20 protein-coding genes and 1 pseudogene are annotated in these 22153 nt (G+C 36.8%); 17 read left to right on the top strand and 4 right to left on the bottom strand.

Annotated features, from left to right (window positions below; all coding sequences use genetic code 11):
* Positions 1 to 287 precede the first annotated feature (287 nt).
* Positions 288 to 1064: a hypothetical protein gene (locus tag I2F17_RS01565; RefSeq protein WP_196423043.1), complete on the top strand. Its 777-nt coding sequence runs from the start codon at positions 288 to 290 to the stop codon at positions 1062 to 1064.
* Positions 1065 to 1131: 67 nt separating this feature from the next.
* On the opposite strand, the gene I2F17_RS01560 is transcribed toward I2F17_RS01565, so the two are convergent.
* Positions 1132 to 2190, bottom strand: a complete 1059-nt coding sequence (locus tag I2F17_RS01560) for a type II asparaginase (protein ID WP_196423042.1) — start codon at positions 2188 to 2190, stop codon at positions 1132 to 1134.
* Positions 2191 to 3430: 1240 nt separating this feature from the next.
* Between I2F17_RS01560 and I2F17_RS12660 the strand changes: the two genes are divergently transcribed.
* Positions 3431 to 3553, top strand: a complete 123-nt coding sequence (locus I2F17_RS12660; protein WP_268920040.1) for a hypothetical protein — start codon at positions 3431 to 3433, stop codon at positions 3551 to 3553.
* A 136-nt stretch (positions 3554 to 3689) separates the two neighbouring features.
* Here the strand turns inward: I2F17_RS12660 and I2F17_RS01555 are convergent, their stop codons facing one another.
* Positions 3690 to 4925 carry a pyridoxal phosphate-dependent aminotransferase gene (locus tag I2F17_RS01555; protein ID WP_196423041.1) on the bottom strand — a complete coding sequence of 412 codons (1236 nt, stop codon included), beginning with the start codon at positions 4923 to 4925 and terminating at the stop codon, positions 3690 to 3692.
* A 152-nt stretch (positions 4926 to 5077) separates the two neighbouring features.
* Between I2F17_RS01555 and msrB the strand changes: the two genes are divergently transcribed.
* The 4 genes from msrB to I2F17_RS01535 all read left to right on the top strand — a co-directional run bounded on the left by msrB (position 5078) and on the right by I2F17_RS01535 (position 10231).
* Positions 5078 to 5497 carry a peptide-methionine (R)-S-oxide reductase MsrB gene (gene msrB, locus I2F17_RS01550; RefSeq protein WP_196423040.1) on the top strand — a complete coding sequence of 140 codons (420 nt, stop codon included), beginning with the start codon at positions 5078 to 5080 and terminating at the stop codon, positions 5495 to 5497.
* Entirely contained in the window at positions 5494 to 5982 is a 489-nt protein-coding gene (locus tag I2F17_RS01545; RefSeq protein WP_211138922.1) for a glutathione peroxidase, read from the top strand. Before msrB ends, I2F17_RS01545 begins: the two co-directional genes overlap by 4 nt.
* Before the next feature lie 153 nt (positions 5983 to 6135).
* Complete coding sequence (locus I2F17_RS01540) at positions 6136 to 9069, top strand: insulinase family protein (RefSeq protein WP_211138921.1); 2934 nt, start codon at positions 6136 to 6138, stop codon at positions 9067 to 9069.
* A 19-nt stretch (positions 9070 to 9088) separates the two neighbouring features.
* The gene (locus I2F17_RS01535) at positions 9089 to 10231 is read left to right on the top strand and encodes a phospholipase A (RefSeq protein ID WP_196423037.1); all 1143 of its coding nucleotides are present in this window, start codon (positions 9089 to 9091) and stop codon (positions 10229 to 10231) included.
* A 272-nt stretch (positions 10232 to 10503) separates the two neighbouring features.
* Here I2F17_RS01535 and ilvA read toward each other — a convergent pair whose 3' ends face one another.
* Positions 10504 to 12045 (bottom strand): threonine ammonia-lyase, biosynthetic, encoded by a 1542-nt coding sequence (gene ilvA / locus I2F17_RS01530; RefSeq protein WP_196423036.1) that lies wholly within the window; start codon positions 12043 to 12045, stop codon positions 10504 to 10506.
* Between the two features lie 115 nt (positions 12046 to 12160).
* Between ilvA and rpiA the strand changes: the two genes are divergently transcribed.
* From rpiA to I2F17_RS01490, 8 genes are all read left to right on the top strand, one after another.
* On the top strand, positions 12161 to 12832 hold the full coding sequence (gene rpiA / locus I2F17_RS01525; RefSeq protein WP_196423095.1) for a ribose-5-phosphate isomerase RpiA: 672 nt from the start codon (positions 12161 to 12163) through the stop codon (positions 12830 to 12832).
* Positions 12804 to 13523, top strand: coding sequence for a YgjP-like metallopeptidase domain-containing protein (locus I2F17_RS01520; RefSeq protein WP_211138920.1), 720 nt, complete (start codon positions 12804 to 12806; stop codon positions 13521 to 13523). The genes rpiA and I2F17_RS01520 overlap by 29 nt, the downstream gene beginning before the upstream one ends.
* 113 nt (positions 13524 to 13636) lie before the next feature.
* Positions 13637 to 14683 carry an N-acetyl-gamma-glutamyl-phosphate reductase gene (argC, locus tag I2F17_RS01515; RefSeq protein ID WP_211138919.1) on the top strand — a complete coding sequence of 349 codons (1047 nt, stop codon included), beginning with the start codon at positions 13637 to 13639 and terminating at the stop codon, positions 14681 to 14683.
* 46 nt (positions 14684 to 14729) lie between these two features.
* A complete protein-coding gene (locus I2F17_RS01510) occupies positions 14730 to 15485 on the top strand; it encodes a DUF6776 family protein (protein ID WP_196423033.1) in 756 nt (251 codons plus the stop codon).
* Positions 15486 to 15500: 15 nt separating this feature from the next.
* Positions 15501 to 15908: an ATP-dependent Clp protease adapter ClpS gene (gene clpS / locus I2F17_RS01505; protein WP_196423094.1), complete on the top strand. Its 408-nt coding sequence runs from the start codon at positions 15501 to 15503 to the stop codon at positions 15906 to 15908.
* Between the two features lie 10 nt (positions 15909 to 15918).
* Positions 15919 to 18201 carry an ATP-dependent Clp protease ATP-binding subunit ClpA gene (gene clpA / locus I2F17_RS01500; RefSeq protein WP_211138918.1) on the top strand — a complete coding sequence of 761 codons (2283 nt, stop codon included), beginning with the start codon at positions 15919 to 15921 and terminating at the stop codon, positions 18199 to 18201.
* Positions 18202 to 18223: 22 nt separating this feature from the next.
* Complete coding sequence (locus I2F17_RS01495) at positions 18224 to 18571, top strand: YnfA family protein (protein WP_196423031.1); 348 nt, start codon at positions 18224 to 18226, stop codon at positions 18569 to 18571.
* A gap of 80 nt (positions 18572 to 18651) precedes the next feature.
* The gene (locus I2F17_RS01490; protein ID WP_196423030.1) at positions 18652 to 18846 is read left to right on the top strand and encodes a hypothetical protein; all 195 of its coding nucleotides are present in this window, start codon (positions 18652 to 18654) and stop codon (positions 18844 to 18846) included.
* Between the two features lie 414 nt (positions 18847 to 19260).
* On the opposite strand, the gene I2F17_RS01485 is transcribed toward I2F17_RS01490, so the two are convergent.
* Entirely contained in the window at positions 19261 to 20568 is a 1308-nt protein-coding gene (locus I2F17_RS01485) for an MFS transporter (protein ID WP_196423093.1), read from the bottom strand.
* Between the two features lie 331 nt (positions 20569 to 20899).
* Here I2F17_RS01485 and I2F17_RS01480 point away from each other — a divergent pair, with 331 nt between their 5' ends.
* The 3 genes and pseudogenes from I2F17_RS01480 to I2F17_RS01470 all read left to right on the top strand — a co-directional run.
* Entirely contained in the window at positions 20900 to 21070 is a 171-nt protein-coding gene (locus I2F17_RS01480; RefSeq protein WP_211138917.1) for a hypothetical protein, read from the top strand.
* A 118-nt stretch (positions 21071 to 21188) separates the two neighbouring features.
* The gene (gene ykgO / locus I2F17_RS01475; protein WP_195768511.1) at positions 21189 to 21314 is read left to right on the top strand and encodes a type B 50S ribosomal protein L36; all 126 of its coding nucleotides are present in this window, start codon (positions 21189 to 21191) and stop codon (positions 21312 to 21314) included.
* Between the two features lie 711 nt (positions 21315 to 22025).
* Positions 22026 to 22153, top strand: a pseudogene (locus tag I2F17_RS01470) (IS3 family transposase); the annotation flags it as partial.

The raw sequence follows: 22153 nt of genomic DNA, 5'->3' as shown, positions 1-22153 counted from the left end.
AACATGCTATATGCAGCAACGTATGTGTTGATTGTTGTTTTTGCGATGATTTAATACGCGATTATCATCTCGTTTACGCGTAGATGATCGGATGTAAATTCCATTTATACATTAAATTAATCAGATTAAATAAATGATATGCCGTATGTAAAATAAACGATATTTTGTATAAAAAATGATATGTGTCTGTAAAACATTTATATTTTATAATTTATTTTAAGTGACGTAATAAGATTAATTTGTGATATATTTCGTTATTTTAACAACTAATGTGATTTTTTTAACGTATGAAGCTATTTTTTTTATACTTGTTGTTTGCATGTCTATTTAGCGGTTGCAGTAATTTATTATTGAATGAAAAACAAGAAGCAGAGCGTTTTTATCAAAAGAGAGAATCATTGCTTCAAATGGGGTTTGATCAAGATGCTCAGTCAGAAGACGGTCATCGTTTATTTGTGATTACAGATCAACATATTTATACGCTTACGCCGTTAGAGAATTCTTCAATTTTAAGAGATATTTTATTGTCAGATTTAGGGAAGGGAAATAAATCTTTATCTTTTGTTGTTACAGGAAATCATTATTTTTATTCAGAACCTGAAGGTACTTATCCTTATTTTTATCAAGGTTATATACAATTTCAAGAAGGACTATTTTCTCAACTTGAAAATAGAGATTTGAAAATTACTTATCAAATTCCATTTGCTTCTTTTGTGGATGATCCCACAGGGAAAAAAGAGCAATTAACTTTAGAAAGGGATAATCAAATATTGAGTCAATTTCACTTTAAAGGCAATCATTCCAATACAGCGCATAAATCAATTAAAGTTAAAGTAGATATACAAGATAAGTATCCTAAAAAACTCATACAGCCATTGATACTTACAGAAGATTTACCCAGTGAAATACAAAAAATTGAAATTTCAATGCTGAAAACAAACTATTCAAAAGTGATCTTTAATCTATTAATTTTGCGTCCTTTAGCGATTATTGCTGATATTGTCACATCTCCTGTTCAATTAGTTCTTATGATTACCTTTAAAGGGTTTAATCCTATACGATAAATGTCCCTATAAAAGACAACAGTGCATCAAAATGATGCACTGTTGTCTTTTTTTGAGCAGTGGTATTTTAATATTCGTAGAACATTCTTTGTAGTTCTTTTGCATCTTGTGTTTTTGTAAGCGCAAGTGCAGTTAATAAGCGCGCTTTTTGTGGATTTAAGTCATGTGCAACAACCCAACCGTATTTATCATCGGGTTGTTCTGCATTGCGCAATACGAGCCCTTGAGGTACACGTGAAGAACGCACAATTTGAACACCTTCTTGCTGAATTTTGGTGAGTGTTGGCACGAGGTAGTTACCAACGGAGCCATTACCCGTACCTGCATGAATAATCGCTTTAGCACCTGCTTGTTGTAGTGCAAGATACGATTGAGCAAGCATATTGTCTGAACCATATACAATTTGTACTAAAGGTAAAGTATCGCTTTTAATGTTTTCAATATTAAACTCAGAAGAGCTGTTATGTCGTTTACTTGCTTCTCTGAACCAATATGCTTTACCTTCAACTAATGTACCTAAAGCACCCCACTGGCTTGCAAATGCATTGGTATGAACATTAATGGTTTTTGTGACGTCTCGTGCAGCAAAAATACTGTCATTCATCATCACTAAAGTTCCTTTGCCTTTAGCGCTATCTGATGATGCAAGAGCCACTGCGTTATACAGATTAAGTGGGCCATCAGCAGATAATGCAGTGCCTGGACGCATTGAACCGACCAATACAATAGGTTTGTCTGTGCGTATGACCAAATTCAAGAAGAAAGCTGTTTCTTCCATAGTATCTGTGCCATGAGTAATCACAATTCCATTCACATCAGGTTTTTTAACTAAATCATTGACCTGACGTGCCAATTGAATTAGTTCTCGATCTGTAATGCTTTCAGATGCAATTTGAAGTGCTTGAATACCACTCACATTTGCTAATTGTTGTACTTGTGGTACAGCATCTAGCAATGCATTTACAGGAACTTTTGCAGCAGTATATGTTGCACTATTGGTTGAGCTTGCGCCTGCACCAGCAATTGTTCCACCAGTGGCAACAACAACGACATTATTTTTTGCAAATAGTGCTGTTGGTGAAAGAAGCGTTAAAGCCATTGCTAAAGAAGTGAGAGTTTTTTTCATGGAAAGACGATCCTTGGCAAAGATGTTCAATAAAGTGTTCAAGAATAATTAAGCATATTGTGTGCCAATTTTAGTTTTTTTGTATTTTTATGATTATATTTTGTTCTATCGTGTGATTGGTTTATGGTATTTTTTACAAAGGGTGTTTGAACGGCATTCTTGCCAAACATCTGTTTTTATGGCCACTAAATGTACGAGAAAGTAGTTTTTTCTTTTTATAATTGTTGTGTTGTATAGGACACCAAACAAAGAGAATATGTACGCTAAGTAAAATAGATGGAGCGGTGAATATCAAACCAATACCGTAGCTTGCAATAATACCTAAGAGAAGGGTTATAAAAAATACTACTTTGGATATATTAATAAATTTTTGGCTTTTGACGTTTAAATTAAAAATCCACTGTATATTGAGAATAATATATATGGCATGTGAAAATATAATGAATGCCCATAATATATAGGTGATCACGAGTGGGCTATTAGGTATTATAAAACTCAAGTATTTCGGAATAACAAAAACATATAAAGAGAAAAAATATGGAATAATTGCAATGATAAATTTAGTAAGAATATGGATAAATCTAATACAAGTATTCATATAGAACAAAAGATTTGGTATTTACAATATTATACATTGTTTTATAATGAGTGATAAGCCACTTTTTTATCTAATTAAATGACATTTTTCAAATTTTTATCTGGTATGAGTAAGAGCGAGCTTGTGTGGTACCCCGTTATTTGTATGTGAGAATTTGTTTAAGATCAATCATAATTTTGATCACGATATCACTCTAAATGATTTAAAAACATTTTTGTTATAATAAAGATGAAATAAATGGTTTATTTTTTTTGGGTTGTTCAGTTACTGGTTTGTTTTCTTTTGCCTATTTATTTTTCACGTGGATTGTTAAAACTACAAAAGACAAATTTTTTGAAATGTCTTATATGGTTTAACTTTCCAGTTGCGATGGTGGCTTTTGGGTTCCTTAGTGTTGATTTTATAGGTATGCAAAACGATCTTGGTATAAAGGATTTGTTACTAAGTAGCTTTATACTCATAGCGCCTTTTTTATTTGCATTTACCTACATTATTTACTTAGCACTATTTTTCACTTTAGTTGATATCATTAAGCGAATGAGACATTGGAGCATGGAGTATAGTGTTTACTTTGTCACTTTTTTATTTAGTATTATTTTTCAATATATTTGGTGGAAGTATTTTTATACTTCGGTATCCCTTATGCGAAGGGTGGTTGGCTGGAATATCGTTACAGTTGTTTTTCCGTGGTTACCTGTATTGGGGGCGATGTTCTGGGTCAAAAGAACATCTAGAAACAAACATGAGCCATTTGAAGTTGAATAAACATAGCGTTATATTTTGTTTTTATGAACTTTAATGCGAGTGATACACAGCTCGACCTAACTTTATTTTGTGGGTATTTTTGTTTGGCTTGAGTAGGTGAGTGACTCACTTGATATGAGTCACGGTGTATGTATGATTAACGAATGCTAGCTAAAAAACGACCTATACGATGAATGGCTTCTTTGAGTTCATTTTCAGCAGGTAAAAACACAACACGAAAATGGTCAGGGCTTGGCCAATTGAAGCCTGTCCCTTGTACCAAAAGCACTTTTTCTGCACGCAATAGGTTGAGCATGAGCTGTTCATCGTCTTGGATTGGGTAAATATTAGGGTCTAAACGAGGAAAGCAGTACATTGCACCTTCAGGTTTAACACAACTTACACCAGGGATTTCATTGAGCATTTCCCATGCAATGTTTCGTTGCTCGTATAAACGTCCTCCAGGTCTAATCAGATCATTAATACTTTGGTAGCCGCCTAGAGCAGTTTGAATTGCAAATTGTGCTTGATGGTTGGCACATAAACGCATTGAAGCTAACATATTTAAGCCTTCAATATAATCTGCCGCACGTGATTTATTGCCCGTAATGGCCATCCAACCTGCGCGATAACCAGCCACACGATGTGACTTAGACAGCCCATTAAAGGTAATACACAGTTGGTCGCCTGCAAGCGTGGCTACTGAAACCTGTTCAATGCCGTCATAAATGATTTTGTCATATATTTCATCTGCAAACAGCACGAGGTCATATTTTTTCGCTAATGCTGTAATTTTTTCAAGTATATGACGTGGATAGACTGACCCTGTCGGGTTATTCGGATTAATGATCACAATGCCACGTGTGCTTTGTGTAATTTTACTTTCCATGTCTGCGATATCGGGATACCAATAGTTTTCTTCATCGCATTTATAGTGAATTGCAGTACCTCCTGAGAGGTTGACAGCAGCTGTCCACAGTGGATAGTCAGGCATAGGAACTAAAACTTCATCCCCATTGTCGAGTAAACCTTGCATTGCCATGACAATAAGCTCTGAAACGCCATTACCAATGTAAACATCATTGACATGCATGTCTAAAATACCTTTTTGTTGGTAATATTGACATACGGCTTTTCGAGCAGGAAAGATCCCTTTTGAGTCGGTGTAGCCCGTTGCATTTGCTAGATTGAATGCAACATCATTAATAATTTCTTGTGGTGCTTCAAAGCCAAAAGTCGCAGGATTACCAATATTTAATTTAATGACTTTGTGCCCTTGTTCTTCCATTTCATTGGCGGCTCGTAACACTGGTCCACGAATGTCATAGCATACATGCTCAAGCTTAGATGACTTTTTAATTTCGCGTGGTGGGGTGTTATCTTGAACGGGCATAGTGTTGTCCAATTATATGTATGTTAAAAGAAAATAGATTACTTAAATTGCACAATCTACTTGAAATTTTTCTAGCATTTTAGTCTGCGGTAGCGTAAATATAAAGACAATAACATACGATATTGAATTTTATATCTTTCAAGGAATTTGTCATGGGAAAAGTCAATAAAACAGACCGTGAATGGAGAAGAGAACTCTCTGCAGAGGAGTATCGTATTACCCGTCAAAAAGGTACAGAAGCGCCATTTACAGGGCAGTATTGGAATACCAAACAAGCAGGGCAGTATCGTTGTCGCTGTTGTGGAGAGGTATTGTTTTTATCAGATACCAAATATGACAGTGGTTGTGGTTGGCCGAGTTTTTTTAAGCCAGCCAATTCATCCGTTGTTGCTGAACAAGAAGATTTGACCCTTGGCATGGTGCGTACAGAAATTACATGTGAGCGTTGTGGGTCACATTTAGGGCATGTTTTTGAAGATGGTCCTCAGCCTACAGGGTTACGCTATTGTGTCAATTCAGCATCGTTAATATTAAAAACAGAAGAAAAAAATGATGGAGAGAGTTACCCATGACCACGATTTACCAATTACAAGCTGATTTACTCAGTGGTAAAGAAAAATATTTTTCAGATTACCAAGGCAGTGTACTTTTAATTGTTAACACAGCCAGTAAATGTGGCTTTACTCCACAATTTGCAGGGTTGGAAAAACTATATGCGCAATACCGATCACAAGGTTTTGAAGTTTTAGGTTTTCCATGTAATCAGTTTGGTGGACAAGATCCCGGTACGCATGCAGAAATTGAAACATTTTGTCAAAAAAATTATGGTGTGAGCTTTACCATGTTTGCCAAAGTTGATGTCAAAGGCCCTGAAGCACATCCTGTATTTAGATTTTTAACGCGTGAAGCCAAAGGAGTATTGGGTACGCAAAGTATAAAATGGAACTTTACGAAGTTTTTAGTGGGTCGAGATGGTAAAGTGATTGCACGCTATGCATCGACTGCAAAGCCTGAAACATTACAGCATGATATTGAGCAGGCTTTAGCTCAAAAATAATGCAATTGATGTTTGGCTTTATCACTCTGCTAAACGCTGTGTTACAGTAGTTTGGTTATGCTTATGTCTGACCAAATATACGTTTTATGTATCGTTGATTGCATGACAGTGAACGGATTTAAGTTATTAGTTAAAAAGGTTTTTGGAGATCACATGACGGTTGCAGTTACCGAAACACAAGTAAATACCCACGAAGCATTTGAATTTATACGCAAGCAATATGTAGAGGCGTTAGATGTTCATGTGTCTGAGTATCATCATCGTGTAACGGGGGCAATACATTACCACCTTGCAAGCCAAAATACTGAAAATGTATTTTTAGTGGCTTTTCGTACGCAACCGATGGACTCCAAAGGCACAGCACATATTTTAGAACATACTGTGCTTTGTGGTTCTGAAAATTTTCCAGTACGTGACCCTTTCTTTTTAATGATTCGCCGTTCATTAAATACATTTATGAATGCATTTACTGCAGCAGATTGGACAGCATATCCATTTGCTACAGAAAATAAAAAAGATTATTTTAACTTGCTTTCAGTGTATTTGGATGCCGCTTTTGCAGCCAATTTAAATCCTTTAGATTTTGCACAAGAAGGGATTCGAGTTGAATTAGAAGACAATAAACCTGTATTTAAAGGTGTTGTATTTAATGAAATGAAAGGTGCAATGAGTTCACCTTCAGATCAATTATATCATCGTTTAGCCCATCACTTATTTCCTGAAACAACATATCATTACAACTCAGGCGGAGAACCAAGTGACATACCTGATCTGACACATGAACAATTGGTGGCCTTTTATAAAAAGCATTATCATCCAAGTAATGCCGTGTTTATGACGTTTGGTGATTTGCCTGTAGATGAAATTCAAGAAAAAATTCAACAACAAGCTTTGGTGAAATTTACTCGAGGAGAAACGATTTATTCTCAGCCTGAGCGTCGTTTAACCGCTCCTTTAGAGATTGTTGAACCTTATGCAGTTGATTCTACAGAATTAAAAGATAAAACCTATCATGTGATTTCTTGGTTATTGCCTGAAGTAAGTGACGTTAAGTTACGTTTAGGAATGCGTTTGGTTGAAGGTATATTGTTGGAAAACTCAGCCGCACCATTACGCCAATATCTTGAGACCTGTGATTATGCAGAATCCTCTGGTCCATTTATGGGTGTAGATGATAGTAATTTTGAAATGACCTTTTTTTGTGGTGTTCAGGGTTCAAATCCAGAGCATGCACAACAGTTTCAAGACGGTGTATTTAATATTTTGAAACAAGTGGCTTCTAAACCTGTAGATCCTGCTGAAATTGAATCTATTTTACATCAAATTGAATTGCACCAACGAGAAATTACAGGTGGTACGCCGTATGGCTTAAGTTTGATTATGAATGGAATGGGAAGTGTTATTCATCATAATGATCCATTTGCTGTGTGGGATGTAGATCAGGCCATTGAAATGGTGCGTTCGGAATTAGAAGACCCAATGTGGTTATCTCATTTGATTCAAACACATTTATTGGATAATCCACATCGTGTTTTACTCACACTAGTTCCCGATGCGCAAAAGACTCAACGTGATCAAGCCATCGAGCAAGCACGTTTAGATCAAATTGAGGCGCACTTAACTGATGAGCAACGTTTAAGCATTACACAGCAAACAGAAGATTTAAAACGTCGTCAAGATACGGTTGATGATTTAGATTTGTTACCAAAAGTTGGGCTACAAGATATCCCAGCAATGATTGACATTATGACAGGCGATGAACAGCATTGTTTAGTGAATGGTCAACCGACTCCTTTACATGTATATCATGCAGGAACCAATGGGCTGTATTACCAACAAGTTGCGATTGAGATTCCTTTAGACATTGTACAGTCACCTTATTTCAGCTTATTGAGTATTTTAATGGGTGAGGTCGGTGCAGGAACATATAATTATCTTGAATTGCAGCAACAACAAACAGCTGTAAGTGGTGGTGTTGGTATGGGTGTTTCATTGCGCTCAGGGTTGAATGATAAAGATGAAATGAGTTCATTTCTTAGCCTCACTACAAAATCATTGACCAAGAAATTAGATGCGATTGCATTATTAAAGTTAGCGTTTGCAGAAATGCGTTTTGATGAAAAAGACCGTATTATTGAACTTTTGCAAGAGCGAAAAACGCGCTGGCAATCACGAATTAGTGGTTCAGGACACAGTTACGCAATGCAAATTGCTGCACGTGAAATGAATATGTATGCAAAGCGCGATTACTCAAATACAGGGCTTGGTGCATTAAATTGGTTGGCGGCATTAATCAAAAATATTGAAACAGATCCAGCAGCATATACAGATTTTATTGCTCAAATGCAGTCTATTCAACAACGATTACTACAGGCACCTAAGCAATTTTTATTGGTGAGTGAAGAGCAACATAGTGCAGATTTAACACAACAGATCGAACAAACATGGAACAATCTAGAAATCAACTCTGATGTTGTTGCTTTGGCACAAATACCACGCCACGATGTGAGTGGTGATCAGGCTTGGTTGATTCAAACCAATGTGCAATTTTGTTCGGTGGCTTATCCTGCTGTTGCTCCTGCACATCCAGATGCTGTGGCATTGATGGTGTTGTCTGCGTATCTGCGAAATGGTTTCTTACACAGTGCATTACGTGAAAAAGGTGGTGCTTATGGTGGTGGAGCAACCTATGATGGCAATAGTTGTTCATTTAAATTCTATAGTTACCGTGACCCACGTTTAAGTGAAACATTTACAGACTTTGAACGTAGCGTGACATGGTTATTGACAGAAACACAACAACCTTACCAACTTGAAGAAGCCATTTTAGGACTCATTGCATCTATGGATCGTCCTAGTTCTCCTGCAGGAGAAGCAATTACTGCTTTTTATGCACAATGTCATGCACGTACGCCTGAGTTTAGACAGCAAATGCGCCAACGTATATTGTCGGTAACTTTAGATGATGTAAAACGTGTTGCAGTACAGTACTTAAAAGAAGGTAAGGCAACGCGTGGTGTTGTTGCACCATTTGCTAAGCGTGAGGCGTTAGAGCAACTTGGATTTGATATTCAAGAACTTCACTAAAAATAAGGAAAATTGAATCATGTTGCTGTGTCAAATAAATAAAAACTATAAACCTGCACTGGTGACGTTTTCTTTACTATTTGAAGTTTTGTGCTTGTCTCAACGATCTTATGCTGTAAACACAGCACAGTCATTACAGCCTGCATCTGCGCAGGCGTGTAGTGCAATTGCATTTAATGCAGATCGATTGGCATGTTACGATCAGTATTTTGGCTTACCAAAGACTACTGTGGTTAATCAGGTAGACAATACCCCAGTAGTCAACGCCTCTTCAAATCATTTAGTAAATAAGCTTAAGGATGCAGTGCGTCCTATTTATGCCAATGATATTGGTCAGTCTGCTTCTCCGACCACATCATTGCTAGATAGTCGTTGGGAGTTGTCTGAAGCCAGTAAATTGGGCACGTGGAATGTTCGCAGTTACAAACCTGTATATGTTTTACCTGTGTTTTGGAGCAGTGAAAAAAATTCAATGCCATACAGTCCAAACCCTGAAAATCAAGTGCCATATCAAAGTCTTAATTCTACAGAATTAAAATTCCAATTGTCTTTAAAAACAAAGATATGGGAGAATATTTTTCCAGACAATGGTGATTTATGGCTAGGTTACACTCAATCTTCACGTTGGCAAGCTTACAATGAAAAAAATTCGAGTCCATTTCGTGAAACGAATTATGAGCCAGAAGCCAATTTAATCTTTCGAACCAACTATAAACTATTCGGTTTAGATGGTCGTTTGCTTGGATTGACTTTAAATCATCAGTCTAATGGTCAGTCTGATCCATATTCTCGAAGTTGGAATCGAGTCATGTTAAATCTTGGCTTAGAACGTGGTAATTTTGCCATGATGATACGGCCATGGTATAGAATTCCTGAAAGTGCCCGTAATGACAATAATCCTGATATTCAAAATTATATGGGGCGAGCAGATGTCACTACATTCTATAAATGGAATGATCATCAATTCTCTGTGATGCTTAGGCATACTTTAAAAGGGGGTCATAATTCACGAGGAGCGATGCAGGTGGATTGGACATTTCCAATTAAAGGTAATTTACGTGGTCAACTACAATATTTTAACGGATATGGAGAAAGTCTGATTGACTACAATCATCGTGCAAACTATGTAGGATTAGGGATTTCTTTATTAGATTGGTATTAATGATCTAGATAATACAAAACTTGAATCTCGAATCATCAATACAAATAAGTTTATATATTATATATTCTGGTCTAAATGAGCAGTTTTTCGTGATCATCTTGCATAAAAAACAAGGTGATCTCACGTAAAAAGAGAAGTAAAAATGACATAAAACAAATGAGATATAAATAATTTTTTGACTAAAAATATATCAATGAGTAACTTTGGAGTCAGTTTTTAAACAGGGTTTGAGTTAAAAAAGCACAGCCATTCGCTGTGCTTTTTTTAGATGGTTAGCGTAGAAAACGTTGATAACCTGCGTTCTGTGTAATTTCTTGATAAGGGTAGTTAATACCGTTAAGTTTTTCAATCAGATCATCATTTTTTGCTGTGGCAGATGCGTGTTGTTCTGATTGTAGTGCGACCAAGACACGCCCTTCGGCTGCACCGTGGTTACGGTAGTGAAAGAGGGTAATGTTGTGTGCAGGTCCGAGTCGCTCCAAAAAGGTGAGCAAAGCCCCTGGACGCTCTGGAAATTCTACTCTAAATAAACGTTCTTGGTGTTTAGTATGACCACCGACCAAATAACGAATATGTAATTTAGCGACTTCATCGTCAGATAAGTCATCAACATGATATTGTTGTTTTAGCGTGTTGAAAATTTCTAGTCGTTCTTCTTCGCCATATTTTAAGCTCACACCTACAAAAACTTGTGCGCTATGTTCATCATTTGCTCGATAATTAAACTCGGTGAGGTTGCGCCCTTGCAATGCACGACAAAAATCTAAAAAAGCCCCTTTTTGCTCTGGAATAGTCACAGCATAAATTGCTTCACGTTTTTCACCTAATTCAGTGCGTTCAGCAATGTATCTTAGGCGGTCAAAGTTCATATTGGCACCACAAATAATGGATACAATATTTTTATTGCTTAAACGATGCTCTGCAACATATTTTTTAATGCCTGCAAGTGCCATGGCGCCAGAGGGTTCAACAATACTACGAGTTTCATCAAAAGTATCTTTAATGGCAGAACAGATCTCATCAGTATTTACCGTGACCACTGTTTTATTGACAATGTCGGACCCATCTGCTTTTTTTAGATTGAGAATTTGAAAAGGCAATTCACCAATGCGAGCAACGGCTGTACCATCTGCAAACAAACCGACATGGGGTAGGGTAACTCGCTCATTGGTTTCAAAAGCAGCTTTTAAACATGCAGATTCTTCGTATTCTACAGCAATGATTTGTACATGAGGTGCAACTTCAGCAAAATAAGCTGCAACCCCTGAAATTAAGCCACCACCACCTACCGCCACAAAAACATAGTCAACCTCACGCCATTGGCGATGAATTTCGTTAGCAATGGTTCCTTGTCCTGCAATGACCAATTCATCGTCATATGGCGGTACAAAAACCAAGTTTTCTTTTTTCGCTCGATCAATGGCATAGCTGTTAGCAGCATCGAATGTATCGCCATGTAAAACCACCTGTCCGCCTAAGCGCTTAACGGCCTGTACTTTAATATCGGGGGTGGTGCTTGGCATGACAATAATGGCAGGAATATCAAGCTTTCGTCCGGAAAGTGCAACGCCTTGTGCATGGTTCCCAGCAGAGGCGCAGATGACGCCTGCTTTTAATTGCTCTTTTGGCATTTGGCTGATGCGGTTATAGGCACCACGTAGCTTAAATGAAAAAACAGGTTGTAAGTCTTCTCGTTTAAAACGAATGTTATTATTAATTTTTTGACTAATTCGTGGCGCTGCTTCGAGAGGAGATTCAATGGCAACATCATAGACAGTTGCTTGTAAAATTTGTCTGACCAAGCGAAACAACATGGTTATCTTCCGTTTAACAGTTTAAAATAAGGGGTGATTGTAACAAACACTCTATAGGATTGGATTGAATAATCAACAGAAATCTGTGATTGATCAACAAAAACAAGTGATGACTATGACTTTATATGCAAACCAAGATGCAAAAAAGCAAGCTGCGGCACAGGCTGCGCTAAAACACCTTCCGCATGGCGGTGTGTTGGGTGTCGGTACAGGTAGTACAGTAAACTTTCTGATTGATTTATTACCACAATTAGAGTTAAAAGGTGCTGTTGCTAGCTCCGAAGCCACCGCAAATCGTTTAAAAGCACTTGGGATTGATGTTGTTGATATGAATCAAGTGGCAAGTTTAGATGCTTACGTGGATGGAGCTGATGAAATTGACCACCATTTATATATGATTAAAGGTGGGGGTGCTGCATTGACCCGTGAAAAAATTGTGGCTTCAATTGCACATAAATTTGTATGTATTGTTGATGACTCTAAGTGGGTTAATCAATTGGGGCAAGATTTTGCACTGCCTGTAGAAGTCATTCCAATGGCACGTTCTGCTGTCGCACGTAAAATCGTGAGCCTTGGTGGTGATCCTGTGTATCGTCAAGGCGTAGTCACAGACAATGGCAATGTGATTTTAGATGTTTATAATCTTAATATTTTAGATGCACTTGAGATTGAAAAAACAATCAATCATATTCCTGGTGTAGTCACTAATGGTATTTTTGCTTTAAATAAAGCAGATATTGCGATTGTGGCTACCAATAATGGAATTGAAGAACGCTTTGCACAGTGATTTTGAATACTTACATCATTTAAAACGTGTACGACATGCAACGGCAAGGCGATTGCGTCTTACCGTTCATGCCGATCATATTCGTTTGACTGTACCTAAACGCTGTTCTGAGCAATTGGTTAAACAGTTTTTAGCACAGTCACACGATTGGTTGGTACAAACATGGCAACAACAAACGCGTCGTTCACTGTTGAATGTAGATGATTTACCGAAAACTCTTCATTTATTTAATCTAGATGAACCTGTTGCTGTTGTATTGGTTAAGATGTCACATGCCTACGATTATCATCATCAAATCAAAGTGTTACATCTTAATTCACAATCGCCATTTAAAAGCTTAAAAGCATTCTTATGTGCGTATGCACGTGAGCATTTACCCGTGTATCTGAACACAGTATCGACACAAACAGGGCTAGATTATCAAGCTGTACAGATTCGTTATGTGAAAACGCGTTGGGGGAGTTGTAATAGCCAACATAAAATCATGCTGAATGTATTAGTGGTACTATTACAAAGGCCACACGTGCGCTATATATGCATACATGAATTAGTGCACACAGCAGTCTTTAATCATAGTTTGGTCTTTTGGGAACAGGTTGCAAAGTATGATGTAGACTATATGAAACATCATCAAGTTTTGAAAAAAAATGTGTGGCCAAATTGGGTATACATTATACTCGGTAGGCTTTAACAGTGATTTTAACGATAAAATTCAACGAAAGCATAGAAAAAGCTATTTAGAAAAAATATGCTTCCTGTCATACTAATTAACTTTCATAAATCTAATATTTGAGGTGGCGTAAAGTGATTTCAGTCGCAATTGTTGGTGGAACGGGTTATACGGGTGTAGAGCTTCTTCGTATCTTATTACGTCACCCACAAGTTACTGTGCGTATGCTTACGTCACGCACCGAAGCAGGACGTGCCGTTGCAGATATGTTTCCCAGCTTACGTGGCCATACAGATTTAACCTTTTCTGATTTATCTTTAGATGCATTAACAAGCTGTGATGTCGTGTTTTTTGCAACACCGCATGGCGTTGCAATGAAATATGCCGAAAGTTTAGTGGAACAAGGTGTTAAAGTCATTGATTTAGCTGCTGACTTTAGACTACAAAATTTGGTCGATTTTGAAACATGGTATGGTATGAAACATGAGTGTCCTGAATTGCTTAAACACTCTGTATATGGCTTGCCTGAATTAAATAGAGCACAAATTTGCAAAGCTCAAGTGGTAGGTAACCCAGGTTGTTATCCAACAACGGTACAACTTGGATTAGCACCCTTGCTAAAACAACATGGTTTAATTGATCATCAAAGTATTATTATTGATGCCAAGTCTGGTGTATCTGGTGCTGGGCGTAAAGCAGATTTAGGGTTGTCTTATAGTGAAAACACGGACAGTTTTAAAGCATATGCAATTTCAGGACATAGACATCAGCCAGAAATTGTAGAAGGCTTAAACCGTATTGCATCGACCAAAGAAGAATTTAAACAACTGGTATTTGTCCCGCATTTGGTGCCTATGATTCGTGGTATGTTAAGTACGATTTATGTTGATCTGACAGAGCAAGGGATTGGCTTAGACATACAAAAAGTATATGAAGAATTTTATCAAGAAGAGTTTTTTGTAGATGTCATGCCTGCAAAAAGCGCACCTGAGACTCGTAGTGTAAGAGGCTCAAATATGTTGAGAATTGCATTATACCAACCACAACCTCAAAAATTAGTGATTGTTGTTGTGCAAGATAACTTGGTCAAAGGTGCAGCAGGCCAAGCGGTGCAAAATATGAATTTAATGTGCCATTTACCTGAACAACTGGGCTTAACTGGAATTGCATTAATGCCATAATACAGTGTGAATTGTATAATGGAAAATGAATGCATTGAGTATAAAAATGAATCAAAATAAGCAAGAAGAACCAAGTGCTGTAGCGCAAGGCGAGGGAAAAAAGCAAAACTTTGTTCAAGCAAGTAAGTTTTTATTGCTGGGCAGTGTGCTATTGTGCTTTGGTGGCTTTGCCTTTGGATATATTGTTGGACATAAACAAGGTCTGACAGTCGTTGGGTATGATGCAGATGCACAACAGTTGGTTGATGTGATCCAAAAGCAAAAGGACACTTTAGCGGAGCTAAATAAAAATTTTAATCTTGCAACTCAAGAGCGAGATTTAGCGCTCAGTAATACAACAACCTTAACTCATACACTCACAGAAACTCAGGCTGATTTAGGTATTTCTGAAACTCAAAGTCAGATCTATCGAAACTTACTACGCCAACGTGGTGGTGTTGGGTTAATGGTGCAAAATTTAGCAGTGCGTCCTTTGCCTGAAAATGCTTTTGAATATCAACTAGACTTGTTACAAGTAAGCTCAGGTCAAAAAAAAGCCAGTGGTTCTGTTGAGTTGAGATTGATTCGTGGTGCAGAAACACTTGTTGTACCAATGCAAAATAGCCGTTTTAATTTCGAAAATTTTGAACGACTAACCGGTCGTTGGACGATTCCAAACGGTTTCGTACCCCAATATATCGAGGTTAGAATTAACGGTGGTATTAATGAAATTCGCCGATTTAATTGGTTGCGTGGAAAGGAAATTGATCATTCAGCACGATTTGCAACTGATATACCTCAAGCCGAAGCCAAAACTCAATAATGTGAAATGTACACTATGCATGGTTTAAAAAAGAAGATTGACTTAACTGATCTAAAAGCTGCTTTTAGTGAAATAGGGTATGTTGATTGGCATATTCAGATGTCTATTCAGGATCAAGATCATCACGATGATGATTTAGATGTTAAAGTTGCACCACCAGAACTGAAACGTCCACCGTTGTATGTTGTTGTTTTATTGAATGATGATTACACTCCAATGGACATTGTAATCGAAATTTTACAACAATTCTTTGCAATGAATCTTGACCAAGCCACCGAAGTAATGCTAACTGTACATTACGAAGGAAAAGGTGTCGCTGGTATCTATCCGAGAGATATTGCTGAAACAAAAGCGAATCAGGTCAATAATTACGCTCGCTCACAAGGTTATCCACTACTTTGTCAGATAGAGCCAAAACAATAAGGGGATTGATATGCTCAGTCGTCAACTAGAAGTTTCTTTACGTTTAGCAGTGAGTATGGCAAGACAGAAAAGACATGAGTTTCTTACTGTTGAGCATCTACTTTTAGCATTGCTAGACAATGACTCTGCAGTAAATGCGTTACGTGCTTGCGGTGCAGATATTGTGGTACTGCGTAAAGAGCTCGAAGAGTATATTGAGCAACACACCCCTAAATTAGGTGAGCACAGCGAACAAGCGCCTCATCCAACTGAAAGTTTTGATCGTATTTTACAACGAGCAATTTTTCATGTGCAATCGAGTGGTGGTGATCGTACAGTTGAAGGTGCAGATGTGCTCGTTGCAATGTATTCAGAACGAGATGCGTTTGCAGTCTATTTGTTGAAACGTCATCAAATTAACCGTTTAACTTTAACGCAATACTTGGCACATGGTACAGCTAAAGCCGATGCAAGTGCTGCAGATGAAGAAAGTGAAGAACAAGAAAACGATGCTGCAAATAAAGAATCAATAGACAGTGTTTTAAATGCCTATACTTTAAACTTAAATGTAGAAGCGGCTAAAGGTAAAACAGATCCTTTAATTGGTCGTGAAAAAGAAATAGAGCGAGCAGCGCAAATTTTATGTCGCCGCCGTAAAAATAATCCTTTATTGGTGGGAGATCCAGGCGTAGGAAAAACCTCAATCGCTGAAGGACTAGCATGGTTAATTGTCAATGAAAAAGCGCCAAAGCCATTACATCAGGCAGAAATTTATAGTTTAGACCTAGGCGCATTGGTTGCAGGAACAAAATATCGGGGTGATTTTGAGAAACGTTTAAAGCAGTTACTCAATGCTTTAAAGAAAAAACCGCATGCTATTTTATTTATTGATGAAATTCATATGATTATTGGTGCAGGTTCAAGCATGGGTAGTAGTATGGATGCATCAAATTTAATTAAACCTGCTCTTGCAAATGGTACATTGCGTTGTATTGGATCGACAACTTTTCAAGAATATCGTCAAGAGTTTGAAAAAGATCATGCATTGTCACGCCGTTTTCAAAAAATCGATGTCAATGAACCGAGTGTGAGTGAAACCATTGAAATTCTACGTGGTTTGAAAAGTCGTTTTGAAGAATTTCATCATGTTGAATATGATGACCAAGCATTAGCAAGTGCAGCTGAATTATCTGCTAAATTTATTAACGACCGCTTTTTACCAGACAAAGCCATTGATGTTATTGATGAAGCAGGCGCAAAATGTCGTTTAAAAGGCTTAGATGAACGTATTCACATTTCTGTTGAGCAAATCGAAGAAGTCATCTCAAAAATTGCGCGTATTCCATCAAAAACTGTGTCTAAAGATGACAAATCGGTCTTACAGTATTTAGAACGAGATTTAAAGCGAGTCGTTTTTGGACAAGAAGAGGCGATTACAGCACTGTCTTCTGTGATTAAGCTATCTCGAGCAGGATTGAAATCACCAAATAAGCCTGTAGGTAGTTTTGTATTTGCAGGCCCAACAGGGGTGGGTAAAACCGAGGTTACCAAACAGCTTGCGAAGTTACTGGGTGTTGAACTTGTTCGCTTTGACATGTCTGAATATATGGAGCGACATGCAGTATCGCGGTTAATTGGTGCACCTCCTGGCTATGTTGGATTTGATCAAGGTGGACTGTTAACAGATGCAATTCATAAAAATCCACACTGTGTATTATTGCTTGATGAAATTGAAAAAGCACATCCTGATGTTTTTAATTTACTCTTGCAAATTATGGATCACGGTACGCTAACAGATAACAATGGACGTAAATCAGATTTTCGTAATGTTATTTTAGTACTGACTACCAATGTGGGTGCAGATAGTATTTCTCGCTCAAGCATTGGTTTTACAGAACAAGATCATAGTTTAGATAATCAAGATGCGATGAAAAAAGCTTTTTCACCAGAATTTCGTAATCGTTTAGATAGTACTATTCAGTTTAAAGCTTTGCCAAAAACGGTCATTGAATCTGTTGTAGATAAGTTCTTAACAGAGTTACAAGCTCAGCTTGATGATAAAAAAGTAATTTTAGAAGTAGACACAGCTGCTCGCCGATGGTTAGCAGAGCATGGTTATGACTACTACATGGGTGCTAGACCAATGCAACGTCTTATCCAAGAACATTTGAAAAAGCCTCTTGCAGATATGATTTTGTTTGGCGAGCTTGCTGAACACGGTGGTAATGTAGCGGTTTCTGTAAAATCTGAACAGGGTAAAGACATTGGCTTATTGCTGACAGTATTTGAAGATCAAACAACTGTTGTTGGATAAAAGTGAGTAAGAGCATTATTTTATGGATGTTATGAAAATACTTTCAACATTTGCTCTATTTTTTATGACAGCTATTGCAGAAATTATAGGCTGTTACTTACCTTATCTAATGTTGAGTGAAGGTAAAACGAAATGGCTGTGGCTTCCTACAGCCATGAGTTTATTGATCTTTGTATGGTTACTGACATTACATCCTGCTGCATCTGGTCGTATTTATGCAGCTTATGGTGGAATATATGTATTTACGGCTTTATTATGGCTACGTTTTTTTGATAATATTGCATTAACAAAATGGGATTTAGTGGGTGGTTTTGTTGTTTTATGTGGTGCTTGCATCATTATATTGCAACCTAATGGATTCACAAAATAGCTACTTTTTAAAATGTGCAGAGCGAATATAATCTTATTTTAAATAAAGTCTTTAAATATATTAATAATTAGGTAATGATCATGGACAATCAACTGATTGAGTTATTAGAAGCAATACAAATTGACAAAGAAGGTTGTGAAACTATTCGTTTTAATGAAGGGTCATTGTTTAAAGTTATTCACGATTCAGACAGCCACATTTTGGTTAAAGCTGATAGTGGTTTCACATTTACATTGGCACAAGTTGGGCAAAACAAATTGTGGCACTACCTTTAACTGATCTGCTTAACAGTCAGTCAATGATTACATGCTAATGTCAGTTGGCTCTATTTTTTAAAATATAACATGTGCCTTGCTTATGGTTTTATAAAAATATAAGACGATGAGTAGGGTATCTTAAAATGATCGATAACCTCCTTTATTTAAACTATGGCCTAGCGTGAATCATTATAGCTAAGGCTTACATATACTCATTAATACGTTTGCAGTCGAATATTTAATGAACACAGGTTCGATCTTGTATATTTATTCTTATGCGACTAAAAATGATTTAAGTTAAAGAGGCAGAGATGCTTCGTTTGATGATGTGCACTGTTTCTTTTATATGTAAACGTAGTGATAAGGATGTATTATTTGAATAACCTAGCACAGAGGTATGGTCTGAGCTAGGTGTGTTATAGAAAATTTAACTTAAATTTGATTATTTACATCAATATTTTTAGTTTCACGCATAAATAAAAATGCAATAAATGAAATGGCCGATGCTGCAATGAGATAATAACCAACAGCATAGATTCCATAATTTTTTGCTAAGTCACTTGCAATAAGTGGTGCAAATGATGCGCCTAAAATTCCTGCAAGGTTAAAGGCTAAAGCAGAGCCTGTATAGCGTACAGACGTTGGAAATATTTCGGATAAAACAGTACCGATTGGGCCATAAGTAGACCCCATAATTGCTAGACCAATACATAAAAATAATGTAATAGAAACAGGACTATTGGCTACAAAAAGATAAGGGAAAGATAAGCCAAAGAGTGCTGTGATCACGCAAATACTGGCAGAGGTCGTTTTACGACCAATTTTTTCTGCAAGTAATGCTGAAATTGGAATAAATGCTGCAAAAAATAAAGTTGCAAATAATTGCATTTTTAAGAAATCACCACGTGCATAGCCAAGTGCAGAGGTTCCCCAATTAAGAGCAAATACAGTCATCATATAAAATAAAACAAATGTACAAATTGCAGATAATGTACCAATTAAAAGTGTAAGACTATGCTTACTAAAAACTTCTTTAAATGGAATATTTGCTTCTTTTTGTTTATTAAGCACACGTTTGAATGCGGGTGTTTCATGAAGTTTTAAACGAATATATAACCCAACAAAAACAAGTAATGAACTAGCGATGAAGGGAATACGCCAGCCCCATTGTAAAAAGTTTTCGTTAGACATTACTGCACCAAGCAATAAAAATGACCCTGCTGCAAGAATAAATCCGATAGGTGCACCTAATTGTGGGAACATGCCATACCATGCACGCTTGCCTTCAGGTGCATTTTCAGTAGCCAATAGAACAGCACCACTCCATTCACCCCCTAAGCCAAGTCCTTGACCAAAGCGACAAAGCACCAAACAGATCGGAGCGAGAATACCAATTTGTGCATAAGTCGGTAATAAGCCAATACAAACAGTGGATATACCCATCAATAAAAGGGCTGCAACAAGGGTTGATTTTCGGCCAATACGATCACCTAAGTGACCAAATACTGCAGCACCAACAGGTCGTGCGATAAATGCAACGGCAAATACAGCCAAAGATTGTAAAGTTGCAGCGCCACCACTACTTGCTGGAAAAAACAAATGTGGGAACACCAGTACAGCAGCAGTTGCATAAATATAAAAATCAAAAAATTCGATAGTTGTACCCACAAGGCTAGCAAGGAGAACTCTAGCCTTTGAGTTGGGTGGAGTGTTTTCACTCATGGTTGATGCAGATTCCATAATATTCATTCACATAATTAAACATAGATTATTGTTTGAGTTGCTATATGAAAATAGCGACAAAAGAAGAAAAAAAATCCTTGGGTATGGATTTTAGCTTCTAAATAAAGCAGAAAATTGAGGGTATGAGGTTCTGTTTTACGTTGTGTGTTTATTATGCGTATATTAGGATTAAATTTATAGTCCAAATATTGCTACTTTTATGAAAAAATATTCAACTTTAGGGGCTAATTTTAGAAAAAATGTAAAAAAACTAAATATAATGCATTTCTTATGTGATCTATCAAAGCCAATCGTTTAAAATAGACCAATATTGTGAGGTGATAGATCAATGAGTAACAAGGTTAAAAAGCAAGTGGCATTACCATTTCCTGTAGCAAGTTTAGAGCAAGCAGAGCAAAATGATGCATTACATAATCAGGTAAGACCCAAAGCACAACAGTATGCAGATCGTACATGGGCTGCACCACGTGGTACAAGACGCTCTATGGGTAAACGTTAACCGTTGCCATCATGACATTGTTGAGCTAAAGCGATGAATAAAAGTGTTAAGCCAGCACTTTTATTTGTCCAATATATGTTATATTATAACATAACATAACATTTATTGGAGCATAAGAATGCAAGTATTATCATCTTTAAAAACAGCAAAAAGAAGATCTTCAGATTGTCAGATCGTCCGTCGTAGAGGGAAAATTTTTGTGATCTGTAAATCTAATCCTCGTTTTAAAGCAAGACAAGGTTAAATGAAAAAACTGAAGCATAATGCTTCGGTTTTTATTTTTTGATTATGAAAATACGTACTTTTGCAAAGAATAGAAATATTCAAACTGTTTTATGCACCACACTTCATATGTTCTAGTTTTGTTTTAATGAATATTTTTGGGCTTTAAATGGTGAGGTATTCGAGAGAAGATTAAACAGCGAAAGAGAAGTGTAAAATTTTTAAAGTTATTATTCACCATTTTATCTTATTTAAAGCTAAATGAGTTTCAATTTAATAGAGCACAACAGTATTTCGATTTTCTTTTTTTTGAAACGACCCTGATATATATCATACAGAATTACAGATAATATTTTATTTAAAGGTCAACCCTCTTTATATTTTTACCATGTAGATTATATATTGTTATATTTCCTTACTAAAGGGTGTTTTATAAAGTGAAATCTTTAGCTTGCAATACCACACAAAAAGGAAAATAGTATAACTGAGATGAAATATATCAAGTAACGAAGATAGATTTCTTATTTGGGATTCGGATTAGATAGGGGGTGGTGTCCTTCAACCCATTACCATTTTAATCTGTTTTTAGCGTTCTTATTAAAAATGTCATACTTATAGTTTATGTATAAAGTTTTAGAAGTAAAAGTAACTAACTTAGCGCTGTGATCCTAGACAAAAAAGTGGACAAAGATTCCCTCTAAAGCTAACGTAAAATTAACTTTGGAGCACACTTATGGCTAAACGCTTTAGTCAGGAATTTAAACAGCAAGCAATCGATTATGCACTTGCGAACTCACATGAACCATTAGCAACAATTGCAGGTAAACTCGGTGTTGGTTACTCCACTTTAGATAAATGGAT

The sequence above is a fragment of the Acinetobacter baretiae genome, assembly GCF_015627105.1.
Lineage (GTDB): Bacteria > Pseudomonadota > Gammaproteobacteria > Pseudomonadales > Moraxellaceae > Acinetobacter > Acinetobacter baretiae.
Note: the sequence above shows the minus strand (reverse complement) of the source record. Positions and strands in the feature narration are given on the sequence as shown.

Excerpts from the sequence above, each read along its gene's own strand:
- I2F17_RS01555 (WP_196423041.1), bottom strand. The coding sequence starts at position 4,925 with ATGCCCGTTCAAGATAACACCCCACCACGCGAAATTAAAAAGTCATCT.
- I2F17_RS01565 (WP_196423043.1), top strand. The coding sequence starts at position 288 with ATGAAGCTATTTTTTTTATACTTGTTGTTTGCATGTCTATTTAGCGGT.
- I2F17_RS01560 (WP_196423042.1), bottom strand. The coding sequence starts at position 2,190 with ATGAAAAAAACTCTCACTTCTTTAGCAATGGCTTTAACGCTTCTTTCA.
- I2F17_RS01535 (WP_196423037.1), top strand. The coding sequence starts at position 9,089 with ATGTTGCTGTGTCAAATAAATAAAAACTATAAACCTGCACTGGTGACG.
- I2F17_RS01520 (WP_211138920.1), top strand. The coding sequence starts at position 12,804 with ATGGAATTGAAGAACGCTTTGCACAGTGATTTTGAATACTTACATCAT.
- ilvA (WP_196423036.1), bottom strand. The coding sequence starts at position 12,045 with ATGTTGTTTCGCTTGGTCAGACAAATTTTACAAGCAACTGTCTATGAT.
- clpS (WP_196423094.1), top strand. The coding sequence starts at position 15,501 with ATGCATGGTTTAAAAAAGAAGATTGACTTAACTGATCTAAAAGCTGCT.
- msrB (WP_196423040.1), top strand. The coding sequence starts at position 5,078 with ATGGGAAAAGTCAATAAAACAGACCGTGAATGGAGAAGAGAACTCTCT.
- I2F17_RS01490 (WP_196423030.1), top strand. The coding sequence starts at position 18,652 with ATGGACAATCAACTGATTGAGTTATTAGAAGCAATACAAATTGACAAA.
- I2F17_RS01510 (WP_196423033.1), top strand. The coding sequence starts at position 14,730 with ATGAATCAAAATAAGCAAGAAGAACCAAGTGCTGTAGCGCAAGGCGAG.
- clpA (WP_211138918.1), top strand. The coding sequence starts at position 15,919 with ATGCTCAGTCGTCAACTAGAAGTTTCTTTACGTTTAGCAGTGAGTATG.
- rpiA (WP_196423095.1), top strand. The coding sequence starts at position 12,161 with ATGACTTTATATGCAAACCAAGATGCAAAAAAGCAAGCTGCGGCACAG.
- I2F17_RS01495 (WP_196423031.1), top strand. The coding sequence starts at position 18,224 with ATGGATGTTATGAAAATACTTTCAACATTTGCTCTATTTTTTATGACA.
- ykgO (WP_195768511.1), top strand. The coding sequence starts at position 21,189 with ATGCAAGTATTATCATCTTTAAAAACAGCAAAAAGAAGATCTTCAGAT.
- I2F17_RS01485 (WP_196423093.1), bottom strand. The coding sequence starts at position 20,568 with ATGGAATCTGCATCAACCATGAGTGAAAACACTCCACCCAACTCAAAG.
- I2F17_RS01540 (WP_211138921.1), top strand. The coding sequence starts at position 6,136 with ATGACGGTTGCAGTTACCGAAACACAAGTAAATACCCACGAAGCATTT.
- I2F17_RS01545 (WP_211138922.1), top strand. The coding sequence starts at position 5,494 with ATGACCACGATTTACCAATTACAAGCTGATTTACTCAGTGGTAAAGAA.
- I2F17_RS01480 (WP_211138917.1), top strand. The coding sequence starts at position 20,900 with ATGAGTAACAAGGTTAAAAAGCAAGTGGCATTACCATTTCCTGTAGCA.
- I2F17_RS12660 (WP_268920040.1), top strand. The coding sequence starts at position 3,431 with ATGCGAAGGGTGGTTGGCTGGAATATCGTTACAGTTGTTTTTCCGTGG.